The organism is Pseudomonas sp. WMBT8, from assembly GCF_050916005.1.
In the GTDB taxonomy this organism is placed as follows: Bacteria; Pseudomonadota; Gammaproteobacteria; order Pseudomonadales; family Pseudomonadaceae; genus Aquipseudomonas.
In genome coordinates this window covers 2924490-2937051 of the sequence record NZ_CP188096.1, presented here as the reverse complement: position 1 = coordinate 2937051, position 12562 = coordinate 2924490, and the positions used below count along the sequence as shown (strand labels likewise).

Genomic DNA, 12562 nt, shown 5'->3' with positions numbered 1-12562 from the left:
GATGAGTGATTCAGAACAGTTCAACGCCCAGCGCCGCCGTGTGTTGCTGGGCATGGCCGCCACCGGCGCGGCAATTGCCGGCAGCAGCCTCAGTTGCCCGGCGATGGCGGCCGGCGCGGCCCAGGTCACCGCTGCCCCCAGCAGCGAAAAAACCCAGGACCACCATGCCTTCCACGGCAAGCACCAGAGCGGTATCGTCACCCCGCGCCCGGCCTGCGGCATGCTGGTGGCGTTCGATGTATTGGCCAGCGACCGCGAGGACCTGGAGCGGCTGTTTCGCACGCTCAACGAGCGCATCAGCTTTTTGATGACCGGTGGCAGCGTGCCGCAAGTCGACCCGAAACTGCCGCCCACCGACTCCGGGATCCTCGGCCCGGTGGTCACCCCGGATAACCTGACGATTACCGTGTCGGTGGGCGCGTCGTTGTTCGACGAGCGTTTCGGCCTGGCCGACGCCAAGCCCAAGCGCCTGACCCGCATGGTCGGCTTCCCCAACGATGCCCTGGAACCGGCGCAGTGCCACGGCGACCTGAGCCTGCAGTTGAGTTCCAACACCCCCGATACCAATATCCACGCCCTGCGCGATATCGTGAAAAACCTGCCGGACCTGCTGCTGGTGCGCTGGAAACAGGAAGGCAGCGTACCGCCCCAGGCCCCTGCCCGCGCCGGGCAGCCGGCACAGAGTGCGCGCAACTTCCTGGGCTTTCGCGATGGCTCGGCCAACCCGGACTCCAACGACGCCAAGGCCATGGACCAACTGGTCTGGGTCCAGCCCGGCAGTGACGAGCCCGCCTGGGCCGCCCATGGCAGCTACCAGGCGGTGCGGATCATCCGCAACTTCGTCGAGCGCTGGGACCGCACGCCCTTGCAGGAACAGCAGAGCATCATCGGCCGGATCAAGACCAGCGGCGCGCCCATGGACGGTCACAGCGAAGCCCAGGTGCCCGACTACAGCAAGGACCCAGAAGGCAAACTGACCAAGCTCGATGCGCATATCCGCCTGGCCAACCCGCGCACAGCGTCGACCCAGGCCAACCTGATCCTGCGCCGGCCGTTCAACTACTCCAATGGCGTCAACAAGAACGGCCAGCTGGACATGGGCCTGTTGTTTATCTGCTACCAGGCAGACCTGGAGAAAGGCTTCATTACCGTGCAAACCCGGCTCAATGGCGAGCCTCTGGAGGAGTACCTCAAGCCGGTGGGCGGCGGCTACTTCTTCACGCTGCCGGGGGTCACCGGGCCCAAGGACTTTATCGGCCGCACCTTGCTGCACACCACTGCCAACACCTAACCCCCTCCCCACAGCGGAAACCGTCCCATGAAAAAGTCGTCTCTTGCGTTGTTGTTGACCCTTTCTCCGCTCGCAGCCTTTGCCGCGACGGCGCCCCTGGACCTGGTGGGCCCGGTGTCGGACTACAAGATTTATGTCACCGACAAGATCGATGAACTGGTGACCCAGACCCAGGCCTTTACCGACGCGGTGAAAAAAGGCGACCTGGCCACCGCGAAAAAACTCTATGCGCCGACCCGTGTGCACTATGAGTCCATCGAGCCGATCGCCGAGCTGTTCAGCGACCTCGATGCCTCGATCGACTCACGGGTCGACGATCACGAAAAAGGCGTGAAGGCCGAGGATTTCACCGGTTTCCACCGTATTGAATACAGCCTGTTCGCCGAGAACAGCACCCAGGGCCTGGGCGCCCTTGCCGATGGCTTGAACAAGGACGTCAAAGACCTGCAAACCCGCGTTGCCGGCCTGACTTTCCCGCCGGAAAAAGTCGTCGGCGGCGCTGCCGCGTTGCTCGAAGAAGTGGCCGCCACCAAGATCTCCGGCGAAGAGGACCGCTACAGCCACACCGACCTGTATGACTTCCAGGGCAACATTGACGGGGCGAAGAAGATCGTCGACCTGTTCCGTGGGCAGATCGAACAGCAGGACAAGGCGTTTTTGGCCAAGGTCGACAAGAACTTCGCCACGGTGGACACCATCCTGGCCAAATACAAGACGGCCGATGGCGGTTTTGAAACCTATGACAAGGTCAAGGAAAACGACCGCAAGGCCCTGGTCGGCCCGGTCAATACCCTGGCCGAAGACCTGTCGACCCTGCGGGGCAAGCTGGGGTTGAACTGATACCTCGACGGTAGCGGCTCTGAGCCTGACACACCGCCATCGCGGGCAAGCCCGCTCCCACAGGGGGTCTCAGCGAGCAGAAAATATTCGCCACACCGCCAATCAAATGTGGGAGCTGGCTTGCCTGCGATGGCGGTGTGTCAGTCACCGGAAACAGTGGCTGAACCACCGCGATCGCGAGCAAGCCCGCTCCCACAGGGGATGTTCGTCGGGGCTGAAACTTGGGCCACACCACAAATCAAAGGTGGGAGCTGGCTTGCCTGCGATGGCGGAGTGTCAGTCACCGAAGAGGGTGACTGAACCACCGCCACCACAAGCATCCCACTCCCAAAGCTGTAGATCCCTATCATCTAGGTTAATCGCGCTGTGCGTTTAACCGTCTTACCTATAACGTTCCATTGATCCCACTCACGGAAGATTCCCCATGCCCGATTCAGCCACTAGCATTGATGCCGCCTTGCCCACCTCTGTGTCGTTCAACCTGCGTCCCCTGCTGATCGCCAACATGGCCTGCACCATGGCGATGATGGCGTTTGTCTCGCTGATTGGCCCCATCGCCCGGGTGCTGGGGCTGGCGACGTGGCAGGCGGGGGCGGCGGTGACGGTGTCCGGGGTGATCTGGATGTTGCTGGCGCGGCCTTGGGGCCAGGCCAGTGATCGCCTGGGGCGCCGGCGCGTCCTGTTGCTGGGCACCGGGGGCTTCACCCTGGCGTACTGGGCGCTGTGCGTGTTTATCGACGCTTCCCTGCAATTACTGCCCTCGGCCATGCTGGCGTTTATCGGGCTGGTGCTCGGGCGCGGGTTGATCGGGGTGTTCTACGCCGCAATCCCGGTGGGCGGCTATGCGTTGATCGCCGACAATATCGAGCCGGCCCACCGCGCCAAGGCCATGGCCTCGCTGGGGGCGGCCAACGCCTGCGGCCTGGTGCTAGGGCCGGCGGTTGCCGCGCTGCTGGCCCGCTACAGCCTGAGCCTGCCGTTCTATGCCATGGCGCTGTTGCCGATGCTCGGCTTCCTGGTGTTGCTGGTGAAACTGCCGCGCCAGGAACTGCACCTCAAGCAACCACCCAAGGCCGTCAACCTCTCTGACCCACGCCTGCGCCGGCCCCTGGTGGTGGCCTTTGCCGCCATGCTCTGTGTGTCTATCGCCCAGATTACCGTGGGCTTTTTCGCCCTCGACCGCCTGAAAATGAACCCGGCCGATGCCGCACAAACCGCCGGGATTGCCCTGACGATGGTCGGCCTGGCCTTGATCTGCTCGCAATTGCTGGTGCGCAAGCTCGAATGGCCGCCATTGCGGATGATCCGCGTCGGCGCCACTGTTTCCGCCCTGGGCTTTGCCGGCAGTATGTTCGCCGATACCGCGTGGATCCTCTGGCTGTGTTTCTTCGTCTCGGCGGCCGGCATGGGCTGGATCTTCCCATCGTTCGCCGCACTGGCGGCCAACGCAGTGGAAGCCTCGGAACAAGGCGCTACTGCCGGGTCGGTGGGTGCCGCACAAGGCTTGGGCGTGGTGGTCGGGCCCCTGGCCGGGACCCTGATCTATGCCGTCGAGCCGCGGCTACCGTACCTGGTGGCCGCTGCCCTGCTGCTGCTCATAGCAATCTGGCCGGCACCGCGCCACTAGAGAATCCGATACAACAACCGCTCGACCCGTACCCGGCTGACCCGGCGCAAAAACTTGCCGACAGCCTCGGGGTAATCCACCAGCGTCTGCAACTGCTGGTAGCCCTGGATCCGCGTGGTGTGCTGGAAAATCTGCGCAAGCTCGCCACGCCGTGGTGCCAGCCACTGGCCCTGGGGATCGTCGATCAGCAAGGCGTTTTCCAGGTCCAGGCGGAAGGCCCGGGGGTTGAGGTTGTTGCCGGTGAGCAAGGTATAGCGTTCGTCGACCCACATGCCCTTGAGGTGATAGGTGTTTTCCCCGTCGCGCCACAGATGCAGGTTGAGCTGGCCGCTGTCGATCATGCGCTGGTGGCGCTTGGCAAAGCGGCGCAGGCTGATCTCGTAGAGATACGGCAGCGCGGCGATGATCCTGAAGGGTTCGCTGGGCGGGATGTAGAAGTCGTTGGCGGTCTTGTCGCCGACGATGATGTCGATCTTCACCCCCCGGGCCAGCGCGCGGTTGATTTCCCGGGTGACTGGCAGCGGCAGGTTGAAATACGGGGTGCAGATGGTCAACTGCTGCTGGGCGCTGGCGATCAGCTCGCAGATCACCCGGCTCAGCGGGTTGTTCTTGCCCACCCCCAGCAGCGGGCTGACCGACAACCCGCCAATGCCCGCCTGGCCGGCCGTGGTGTCATAGGTCGCGTGCTTGAGACGGCTGCGCAGGTCGCCGATGTCATTGCGCAGGCTGCGGGTACTGGGCAGGTTGGGCAGGTCCAGGCGGTGCACCGCCTTGGACGCCACCAGGCCGTGTTCCACCAGGTGTTGCAGGGAGTCGGCCAGGGGCTTGCTGTGGATCAGGTGATAACGGTCGAAGCGGTATTTGTCGAACTTGTGCAGGTACACATTGTTCAAGCTGGCGCCGCTGTACAGCACACTGTCGTCGATCACAAAACCCTTGAGGTGCAGCACGCCGAACAGCTCGCGGGTCTGCACCGGCACGCCGTACACCGGCACTTGCGTCGGGTGTGACTGGGTCATCGCCTGGTACCAGGCGCTGTTGCCCGGCTGCTTGCCCGCGCCGATCAGCCCGCGCTGGGCGCGCAGCCAGTCGACCATCACCACGATATCCAGCCCGGGCCGTGCGGCCTTGGCGGCATGCAGCGCGTCAAACACCTCCTGGCCCGCTTCGTCCTGTTGCAAGTACAGGGCGACGATGTAGATACGGTGCTGGGCCTGGGCGATTTTCTCCAACAGGCAGCGGCGAAACTCGGCAGCGCCAGACAGCACCTCGATCGCATCGGTGCTCAGGGGAAAACCGCGCAATTTGGGCAACAGGGAACGTTTGAATAACGACGGCATAGGGCTCGCAATGATCGAATCCGAAGAGCCCGAGAGCTTACACCATGGGGGTCCCCAGGTCTGCCCACGGGCCGCTGAAAATAATTGATTGACCAAGAAGAACGATCGTTCTACTGTTCGCAACATGAACGATATGACCAACAATGAAACCCGCGAGATTATCCTGGACGTCACCGAAAAGTTGATCTACCGGCATGGCATTGCAGCCACCGGCATGGATCTGCTGGTGAAAACCGCCGGTGTCTCCAGGAAGAGTATCTACCGCTACTTTGCCAATAAGGACGAACTGGTGATCGCCGCCCTGCAGCGGCGCGACGCGCGTTGGCTGCTGTGGCTGCGCAGCGAGGTCGAGCAATACGCCGGCAGCGGCGCCCGTTTGCTCGGCGTGTTCAGCGCCCTCAAGGCCTGGTTCGGCTCTGCGGACTTTCGCGGTTGCGCCTTTATCAATACCAGCGGCGAGACCGGCAACCCGCAAGACCCGGTTCGCTTACTGGCCAAGGCGCACAAACAGAAACTGTTCGAGTACCTGCTTGAACTGTGCAAGGCCCATGGCACGCCGGCCCCGGAGAAGCAGGCCGCGCAACTGCTGATCCTGGTCGATGGCGCCATTACCATCGCCCTGATCATGGGCGATGTCACCGCCGCTGATAATGCGCAATGCATGGCGCAGGACTTATTGGCACTTTGAAAGTTGTCTGGGTTTAACAACTAACGATCCAAAGGAGCAGTCAAATGACCGCCAATGTACACGTGCGTCCGCCCTTACCGCCCTTTACCGAGCAATCGGCCATTGAAAAGATCCGTCTCGCCGAAGACGGCTGGAACTCCCGCGATCCGCAGCGCGTGTCGCTGGCCTACACCCTGGACACAAGGTGGCGCAATCGCGCCGAGTTCGCCCATAACCGCGAGCAGGCCAAGGATTTTCTCACCCGCAAATGGGCCAGGGAACTGGACTACCGCTTGATCAAGGAGCTATGGGCGTTTACCGGCAACCGCATCGCGGTGCGTTATGCCTATGAATGGCACGACGATTCCGGTAACTGGTTCCGCTCCTACGGCAACGAGAATTGGGAGTTTGACCAGGACGGCCTGATGTCCAATCGGCATGCGTGCATCAATGACATGCCGATCAAGGAAAGCGAACGCAAATTCCACTGGCCCCTGGGACGGCGCCCGGATGATCATCCGGGGCTGTCCGAACTGGGGCTGTAGGAGCCGGTCAATCCTGCTTCAAGCCCACCTGATACAACACGCCATCATCCTCATCCGTGAGTACGTACAGGAAGCCATCCGGGCCCTGGCGTACATCGCGGATGCGCGCCTTCAACTCGCCCAGCAGGCGCTCTTCGTGGACCACCTTGTCGCCGTCGAACTGCAGGCGGATCAGCTCCTGGCTGGCCAGGGCGCCGATAAACAGGTTGTGCTGCCAGGCCTTGAAGCGGTCGGCGTCGTAGAACGCCATGCCGCTGATGGCCGGTGACTTTTCCCACACATGATGGGGCCCGACCGTGCCTTCGGCAGTCTTGCCCTTGGCCTCGGGAATCGGCAGCAAGGAATAGTTGATGCCATGGGTCGCCAAGGGCCAGCCGTAGTTCTTGCCACGTTCGATGATATTGATCTCATCACCGCCGCGTGGGCCATGTTCGTTTTCCCAAAGAGTGCCGGTCCACGGGTTCAGCGCAGCGCCCTGGGGGTTGCGCTGGCCATAGGACCAGATTTCCGGCCGCGCTCCTGGCTGGCCGACAAACGGGTTGTCATCCGGTATGCGGCCGTCGGGGTAGATCCGCACTACCTTGCCCTGCAACTTGTCCAGGTCCTGGGCCGTCGGGCGATCATTGTTCTCGCCCAGGGTCACAAACAGGTAGCCATCGCGATCAAACACCAGGCGCGAGCCAAAATGGTTGCCGGTGGAGAGCTTGGGCTCCTGGCGCAGGATCACCTGGAAGTCCTTGAGGCCGCTCAGGTCGTCGCTCAAGCGGCCACGCCCTACCGCCGTGCCGGCCGTACCGCCCTTGCCACCCCCTTCGGCGTAGGACAGGTAGACCAAGCGGTCCTCCTTGAAATCCGGTGACAACACCACATCCAGCAAACCGCCCTGCCCCTTGGCCCAGACTTGCGGCACGCCACTCAGCGGCGCGGACAATTTGCCATCACTGCCCACAAAACGCAGCGCGCCCGGCCGTTCGGTGACCAAAAAGCCCTGTTTGTCGGGTAAAAACGCCACCGCCCATGGGTGGTCCAGGCCTTTGACAATCGGGGTCGCGGTGATGCTGCCTTGCTCGCTGGGGAACTGCCGGGTCTCGGCGGCCAACGCGGGCAACGCGCTTGCCAGGGCGCTGGCGCAGCAGGTCGCTAAAAGAGTTGTGCGTAGAAACATACCGTGGGGTTCCTTGCGTTCAGGGCCGGCGATTGCCATTGGCATCTTGCGTCGGGGCTGAAGGTTGGGTGGCGGGACGTGCAGGTGCTGCATCACGTTGCGGATAGCGGTTGCCGATACCGCCATTTTCCAGGGTCGGCGGCCGAGGCACCGGCGCGGTGTAGGTACCGCGGGTGGCGGGCGTATTGGGCTGGGTGCCCTGCATGCTGTTGGGATTGGCCCGTTTGATCGGGCTGTTATACGGGTTGTTGTTGCCGGGCAGGTTCTGCGCCTGCACCCCGCCACTCAAGGCAAGGCCCAGGGCCAGCACTACAAGGCTGCGCGTACGGCTGTTCATGACAAAACCTCTGTAGGGTGAGGAATACCTGCATTCGATAACACGCTACGCCCTGGGTTCGGATTTGGTAACCAAATACTTTCCATGCAGGTGTAACACGGCTTTTCGAATGCCCCTACGCCAACCGGCAGCGGCTCAGCAAGAAGATAGGGCAGAAACTGGGGACCCAGCCGCCTGAGTAGCCCCTGCCAGTGGCAAGGGGCCTTACTCTCAGATCAATATGAAAATCACTGCCAAACCAGCAAAAATCGCCCACTTCTCCAGGTAATACCGGGTGCGGTTACGCTTTTTCAGCTCCTTGCCGCGCAGGCGGATCTTGTACAGGCGGGTAAAGGCGCGGTTCAAGCCGCCGGTCTTGTCCCCGGCATCATTGGGCGAGCCGGCGGCGGCCATTACATTGCGGCTGAACCAGCGATTGAACGCCGCAGCCCAACGGTATTTCATCGGTCGCTCAATATCGCAGAACAAGATGATGCGGTTTTGCTGGGTGGTGTTTTCGGCGTAGTGAATGTAAGTCTCGTCAAACATCACCGCCTCGCCGTCGCGCCAGTAATAGTTTTCACCGTCCACGTTGATATAGCAGCCTGGATCGTTGGGTGTATCCAACCCCAGGTGGTAACGGTAGGAGCCAGCATAAGGATCGCGATGGCGCACCAATTTCGAGCCTGGAGGCAGTTCGGCAAACATCGCGGCCTTGATCGAACCGATGCTTTGCACAAGCTCCGTAGTACGCGGGCACAGCTTCATGGCCGAGGGATGGCTGTCGCCGTACCACTTGAGGTAGAAACGTTTCCAGCCCGATTTGAAAAACGAGTTGAAACCCACGTCGTTGTATTGGTCCGAGCGCTTGATCTCACCGGCGCGCATCAGGTTCTGGCCCTCCTCGCGAATCTCCTGCCAGTGCTCCTGGAGCGGGCTCAGGTCGGGGAAATCGCTGGGCGAGAGATACGGGCGGCCGGGCAGTTTGGAGAATAGGTAAAGGAAGCAATTGACCGGGGCGAGGAAGGTCGAGTGGTCGCTTAATTGACGGCCCAGCTTATGTCGCACCCGGCCACGCAGATGGACATACGCGATGGAGACAACGTAGAGAGCAACAATGATGAGTTTCACGGGAATTCGTCACATGTCAGAAGAGTACAGGCTGCTCCTCCAGGCCGGGCCAGGGAGGGAAAATGCAGCACCTGAAATCACAATTCGTTAACAGCCCACGAGTGCCTTGGAGACAGTTCGGATAGTGGCCAATGGCAGTTATTTTAGCCATAGATTGTAACCAAAGGTTAACTAAGAATTGTGAAAAGGTGTCTTCCAACTGTATAGCCGCGCCACCTCGGACGCGGGGTGGCGGGTCTTGCGGGCTGCGACGCAGCCCGGCAAAGGAGCGGCGTGACTCAGCCCAGTGGCTGGTCATCCTTGCGTTCGCGCTTGGTAAAGCGGTCGTCGTCCAGGGGCGAATAGGCCACTGGCTTGCCGCGTGCCAGCACCAGATGGCGAACCAGCGCGATCAATATCCCCAGCAGCAAACCGCCCACCAGGCTCAACGCAACCACCAGGATTTTCTTCGGCTTGACCGGGCTCAGGGGCTCCTGGGCGCGCCGGTCAATGGTCACCAGTTTCAAGGCGCTCATATCGATATTCAGGCTGCGCAGGCGCGCCACTTCAGCGCGCAAGGGCTCGACATCCTGCAGGAAAATATCTTCATTGCCCCGACGCTTCATCACCTCGACCTGGCGATTGACCTCCAGCAACTGCAGTTCCTTGCCGATTTCGGCGACGCGGTTGTTGGTGAAGTCATCACTGGTACGCTGCTGCAGGGCCGTGCGCTCGGCTTCCAGGGCGTCGGTGCCGAGGAAGTACAGGGGAATCTGCTGGTTGTTGACCTCGGTGCGCATCACCTGGCTTGTGCCACTACGCCCGGCATCGGCCATGGACGACGGCGTGGTCGGGTTCTTGATGCCCATGGACTTGGCAATCGAGATGGCCTCGTTCAACTCTGCCAGGCGGTTGGAACGCTGCATTTTCATCTGTAGGCGCAGGGCGCTGAGTTCGTCTTCAAGCTGTGCGCGCTTGAGCTTGTCGCCTTCCAGCAGCTTGGCGATCTTCGATTCCTTGTCGGTTTCATAATTGGCGCGCGCCGCGTCAATCTTGCCCTTGAGCTCGGTAAGGCGGTTGTTGACGATCACCTTGAGATCGGCGCCCACTTGCTCGCGCTCGGCTGCAATGGCGTAGTCGACAAAACCGTTGAGAATCGCGACCCCGTCTATATCCGTGGGGTATTGCAGCTCAAGACGGATATAGCTACTGAGGGAATCTGCTTTCTTCGGGTCGGGCAGGATCAGCTTGATCGAGTTGCGGTTGAACGCTTCGAAACTCTGCTCAAGGCTGCGGCCCGGCTCCTGAAACGCCTGGAACAACGCCGGGTTGGCTTTGAAGAAGCTCAGTCGCGCGTCGTACGAATCCAACTGCGCGCCCACTTTGGCCAGCGCGTCCGCCGGTGGCAACTTGTAGACCTCGGAACGATTGAGTGCGTCCAATTCATTGATAGCTGCCGGCCTCAGCACGCTGCTGACCTGGTACTCACGGGGAGCGAGCAGCGCGTAGCCAACACCAAGCAGGCCGGCAAAGAAGGTACAGCCGATGACCAGTTTCTTCTGCCGCCAAATCGAGTGAAACAGCTCAAATAAATCAATTTCGTCAGACACCACGGGGGCGTGCACCTGGGGAGTTCTATTCAAAATGGGGACACCCTTCAAAAAGTGGACGCTGGCTGTCCACTACACGATAGATCTGAATAACCAACTGAAAATGCAGGGACAACGCCCTGTATATGGCTCGTACGACACGAGACAACGGTCATCCGACCATTTAGTCACTGAAAAAATCCCTATCGCATGGAGTTTGTTTTCCTTCACAAAAATCAATGTCATCCATGACATTGATCAGCGTAGACGACATATCGAGCAGCATCGTTCTTACGATATGTCAAAATCGCTGCTTGCAAGGGGGAGAACTCAACTACTTGGCTTTTTTAAGACATTTCTTGCAGAAAGCTCCATGCCAGTTTTTAAAAAAATTGGCTGGTAGACAAACCGCCCTGCCCGGCCCGGCCCATCAATAAAAGGAGCTTTTGATGCCATCACCCCTATCGAGCCCAACGCAACTGGATAGACAGGCCCTGCAAGGCACCTGGGAACAAATTGCCCTGGAAGACAGTGGTGTCATTAATCCACCGGACGAGCACAGTGCGCCAGGTGCGCTGACCACGATTGACGGTGATCGATTCCGGGTCGAGACCGTCGACGGCAACGTACTGCTAGAGGGGTGTTTTAGCCTGGACGCCAGCACCACGCCCAAAAGCATCACTTGGATAGATTCCATAGGGGCCGACGCCGGCAAATGCCTGCCGGCCAGCTACACCTTGGATGACAGGCACTTCGTGTTCATCGCAGCGGATGAAGGCATGCCCCGGCCAACGCGTTTCAGTACGACGCCAGGGCAAACCATGCGCACCTTTGTGCGCAGGTCTTGAGCAGGCAGGTTTTTGCGACAGGATTTTCACAAAGTGTTTACCTTTGACGCGTTAGGTTAAACCCAACTCCTCAGATGAATCCCTTGGCCCGCCGCCCCAGCGGGCCTTTTTTTGCCTTCAGGCCGAGCGTTTTACCGCAGTCAGCGTGTAGCACATGGGCAATTGCGCGGCCTGGTTTTCGTAGCGGTCGTACAGTTCTTCGCGATTGGAGTGCGGGTATTCCTGCAAATGACTGATCTGCAGCCCTGCCGCGATGGCCGCGCTGACAGTCTCCCCCAGGGTATGCACAAACCAGTAGGACGTGGCGGCGGCACTTTTGCTGGTGCCTTCATAGACGATTGCCTCGTTCTGCACAAAAGGCTCGCGGCGAAAGTAGGAGGTGGCCGGCAGCATCGGGTTGGCCGCTTCGGGGTCGAACACTTCCAGGAATGGATGGGTCTCGTAGATCACCAGCGTGCCCCCCTCTTTCAGGGTGCTGGCAACATGCCGCATAAACAGCCCGATATCTGGCATCCAACCCAGCACGCCGATGGTGATCAGGGCTATATCAAACCGCCCCAACACACGCTCGGGTAAATGATGAACATCGGCTTCGATAAATTCAGGTGCATGCGGCGAGCGGCTCGCCAGTTCCGCCGCCTGCGCCAGAAACGCATCGGACTGGTCGACCCCGACCACACTGCGGGCACCAAGCCCATACAGCGACAGGCTCTCACGGCCGTTGTTGCAGCCCAGTTGCACGGCGTCCCGACCCTGTATGCCCACCTGCAACAACACTGAGGTCAGGGTGGGATCCAGGCAGCTGAAGTCGGGCTCGCCGACGCCGGCGAGCAGGCCTTGCCAGTGCTCGGTGGTTTTATGGTGTTCGGCAGATTCGTTCCAGGCGGCCTTGTTACTGGCGATCGCCTGTTGAGCAGACAGCGTGTCCATTGCGTCTCCAAACCATTGAGCGTGCGCAACAGGATGGCAATGAGCGCCGTCAAAAAAGAAGGTGGTTCGCCCCGCACCGACAGCCTCGCCATCCTTGAACCGGTAAAGAGCCATCACTGCAGGGCGAACGGTGGAAACTTAATCCACGGCCATTGGATGTTCAACTGTTATCAACCACAAACCTGACAATCGATACAATTTCGATACAACTCGATGAATTTTGTAGAATTTCCCGCCAGAACAGACCCGCGCCGCACTTCTTGGCGCCGGACAAGCCTGCCTGTCATATAACTC

General features: G+C 60.5%; 13 protein-coding genes. 7 read left to right on the top strand and 6 right to left on the bottom strand.

Annotation, left to right across the window (positions count from 1 at the left end; all coding sequences use genetic code 11):
* Position 1 precedes the first annotated feature (1 nt).
* From efeB to ACO77H_RS13800, 3 genes are all read left to right on the top strand, one after another.
* Entirely contained in the window at positions 2 to 1291 is a 1290-nt protein-coding gene (gene efeB / locus ACO77H_RS13810; protein WP_170041481.1) for an iron uptake transporter deferrochelatase/peroxidase subunit, read from the top strand.
* 27 nt (positions 1292 to 1318) lie between these two features.
* On the top strand, positions 1319 to 2131 hold the full coding sequence (efeO, locus tag ACO77H_RS13805) for an iron uptake system protein EfeO (RefSeq protein ID WP_169951419.1): 813 nt from the start codon (positions 1319 to 1321) through the stop codon (positions 2129 to 2131).
* A 424-nt stretch (positions 2132 to 2555) separates the two neighbouring features.
* Positions 2556 to 3758, top strand: a complete 1203-nt coding sequence (locus ACO77H_RS13800) for an MFS transporter (RefSeq protein ID WP_169957290.1) — start codon at positions 2556 to 2558, stop codon at positions 3756 to 3758.
* On the opposite strand, the gene pssA is transcribed toward ACO77H_RS13800, so the two are convergent.
* On the bottom strand, positions 3755 to 5098 hold the full coding sequence (gene pssA / locus ACO77H_RS13795; RefSeq protein WP_432755693.1) for a CDP-diacylglycerol--serine O-phosphatidyltransferase: 1344 nt from the start codon (positions 5096 to 5098) through the stop codon (positions 3755 to 3757). The two genes, ACO77H_RS13800 and pssA, sit on opposite strands and share 4 nt — an antisense overlap.
* A 124-nt stretch (positions 5099 to 5222) precedes the next feature.
* Here pssA and ACO77H_RS13790 point away from each other — a divergent pair, with 124 nt between their 5' ends.
* Positions 5223 to 5786 carry a TetR/AcrR family transcriptional regulator gene (locus ACO77H_RS13790; RefSeq protein WP_170057394.1) on the top strand — a complete coding sequence of 188 codons (564 nt, stop codon included), beginning with the start codon at positions 5223 to 5225 and terminating at the stop codon, positions 5784 to 5786.
* A 44-nt stretch (positions 5787 to 5830) separates the two neighbouring features.
* Complete coding sequence (locus ACO77H_RS13785) at positions 5831 to 6310, top strand: DUF1348 family protein (RefSeq protein ID WP_170057395.1); 480 nt, start codon at positions 5831 to 5833, stop codon at positions 6308 to 6310.
* Between the two features lie 7 nt (positions 6311 to 6317).
* Here the strand turns inward: ACO77H_RS13785 and ACO77H_RS13780 are convergent, their stop codons facing one another.
* The 4 genes from ACO77H_RS13780 to ACO77H_RS13765 all read right to left on the bottom strand — a co-directional run bounded on the left by ACO77H_RS13780 (position 6318) and on the right by ACO77H_RS13765 (position 10544).
* Positions 6318 to 7475: a PQQ-dependent sugar dehydrogenase gene (locus ACO77H_RS13780; protein ID WP_170057396.1), complete on the bottom strand. Its 1158-nt coding sequence runs from the start codon at positions 7473 to 7475 to the stop codon at positions 6318 to 6320.
* A 19-nt stretch (positions 7476 to 7494) separates the two neighbouring features.
* Complete coding sequence (locus tag ACO77H_RS13775) at positions 7495 to 7812, bottom strand: hypothetical protein (protein WP_070996253.1); 318 nt, start codon at positions 7810 to 7812, stop codon at positions 7495 to 7497.
* A gap of 210 nt (positions 7813 to 8022) precedes the next feature.
* Positions 8023 to 8922 (bottom strand): lipid A hydroxylase LpxO, encoded by a 900-nt coding sequence (gene lpxO, locus ACO77H_RS13770; RefSeq protein ID WP_170041487.1) that lies wholly within the window; start codon positions 8920 to 8922, stop codon positions 8023 to 8025.
* Between the two features lie 278 nt (positions 8923 to 9200).
* Positions 9201 to 10544, bottom strand: a complete 1344-nt coding sequence (locus ACO77H_RS13765; protein ID WP_169957307.1) for a Wzz/FepE/Etk N-terminal domain-containing protein — start codon at positions 10542 to 10544, stop codon at positions 9201 to 9203.
* A gap of 395 nt (positions 10545 to 10939) precedes the next feature.
* Here ACO77H_RS13765 and ACO77H_RS13760 point away from each other — a divergent pair, with 395 nt between their 5' ends.
* Entirely contained in the window at positions 10940 to 11338 is a 399-nt protein-coding gene (locus ACO77H_RS13760) for a TIGR03067 domain-containing protein (RefSeq protein ID WP_170057397.1), read from the top strand.
* A 117-nt stretch (positions 11339 to 11455) separates the two neighbouring features.
* Here the strand turns inward: ACO77H_RS13760 and ACO77H_RS13755 are convergent, their stop codons facing one another.
* Positions 11456 to 12268: a class I SAM-dependent methyltransferase gene (locus tag ACO77H_RS13755; RefSeq protein WP_169957310.1), complete on the bottom strand. Its 813-nt coding sequence runs from the start codon at positions 12266 to 12268 to the stop codon at positions 11456 to 11458.
* A 39-nt stretch (positions 12269 to 12307) separates the two neighbouring features.
* Here ACO77H_RS13755 and ACO77H_RS13750 point away from each other — a divergent pair, with 39 nt between their 5' ends.
* Complete coding sequence (locus ACO77H_RS13750) at positions 12308 to 12454, top strand: hypothetical protein (RefSeq protein ID WP_170057398.1); 147 nt, start codon at positions 12308 to 12310, stop codon at positions 12452 to 12454.
* Positions 12455 to 12562: the final 108 nt, after the last annotated feature.

Bases quoted from the DNA above. Each gene is read 5' to 3' on its own strand.
- ACO77H_RS13790 (WP_170057394.1), top strand. From the start codon at position 5,223: ATGAACGATATGACCAACAATGAAACCCGCGAGATTATCCTGGACGTC.
- ACO77H_RS13760 (WP_170057397.1), top strand. From the start codon at position 10,940: ATGCCATCACCCCTATCGAGCCCAACGCAACTGGATAGACAGGCCCTG.
- efeO (WP_169951419.1), top strand. From the start codon at position 1,319: ATGAAAAAGTCGTCTCTTGCGTTGTTGTTGACCCTTTCTCCGCTCGCA.
- efeB (WP_170041481.1), top strand. From the start codon at position 2: ATGAGTGATTCAGAACAGTTCAACGCCCAGCGCCGCCGTGTGTTGCTG.
- ACO77H_RS13755 (WP_169957310.1), bottom strand. From the start codon at position 12,268: ATGGACACGCTGTCTGCTCAACAGGCGATCGCCAGTAACAAGGCCGCC.
- ACO77H_RS13800 (WP_169957290.1), top strand. From the start codon at position 2,556: ATGCCCGATTCAGCCACTAGCATTGATGCCGCCTTGCCCACCTCTGTG.
- ACO77H_RS13785 (WP_170057395.1), top strand. From the start codon at position 5,831: ATGACCGCCAATGTACACGTGCGTCCGCCCTTACCGCCCTTTACCGAG.
- pssA (WP_432755693.1), bottom strand. From the start codon at position 5,098: ATGCCGTCGTTATTCAAACGTTCCCTGTTGCCCAAATTGCGCGGTTTT.
- ACO77H_RS13750 (WP_170057398.1), top strand. From the start codon at position 12,308: ATGAGCGCCGTCAAAAAAGAAGGTGGTTCGCCCCGCACCGACAGCCTC.
- ACO77H_RS13775 (WP_070996253.1), bottom strand. From the start codon at position 7,812: ATGAACAGCCGTACGCGCAGCCTTGTAGTGCTGGCCCTGGGCCTTGCC.
- ACO77H_RS13780 (WP_170057396.1), bottom strand. From the start codon at position 7,475: ATGTTTCTACGCACAACTCTTTTAGCGACCTGCTGCGCCAGCGCCCTG.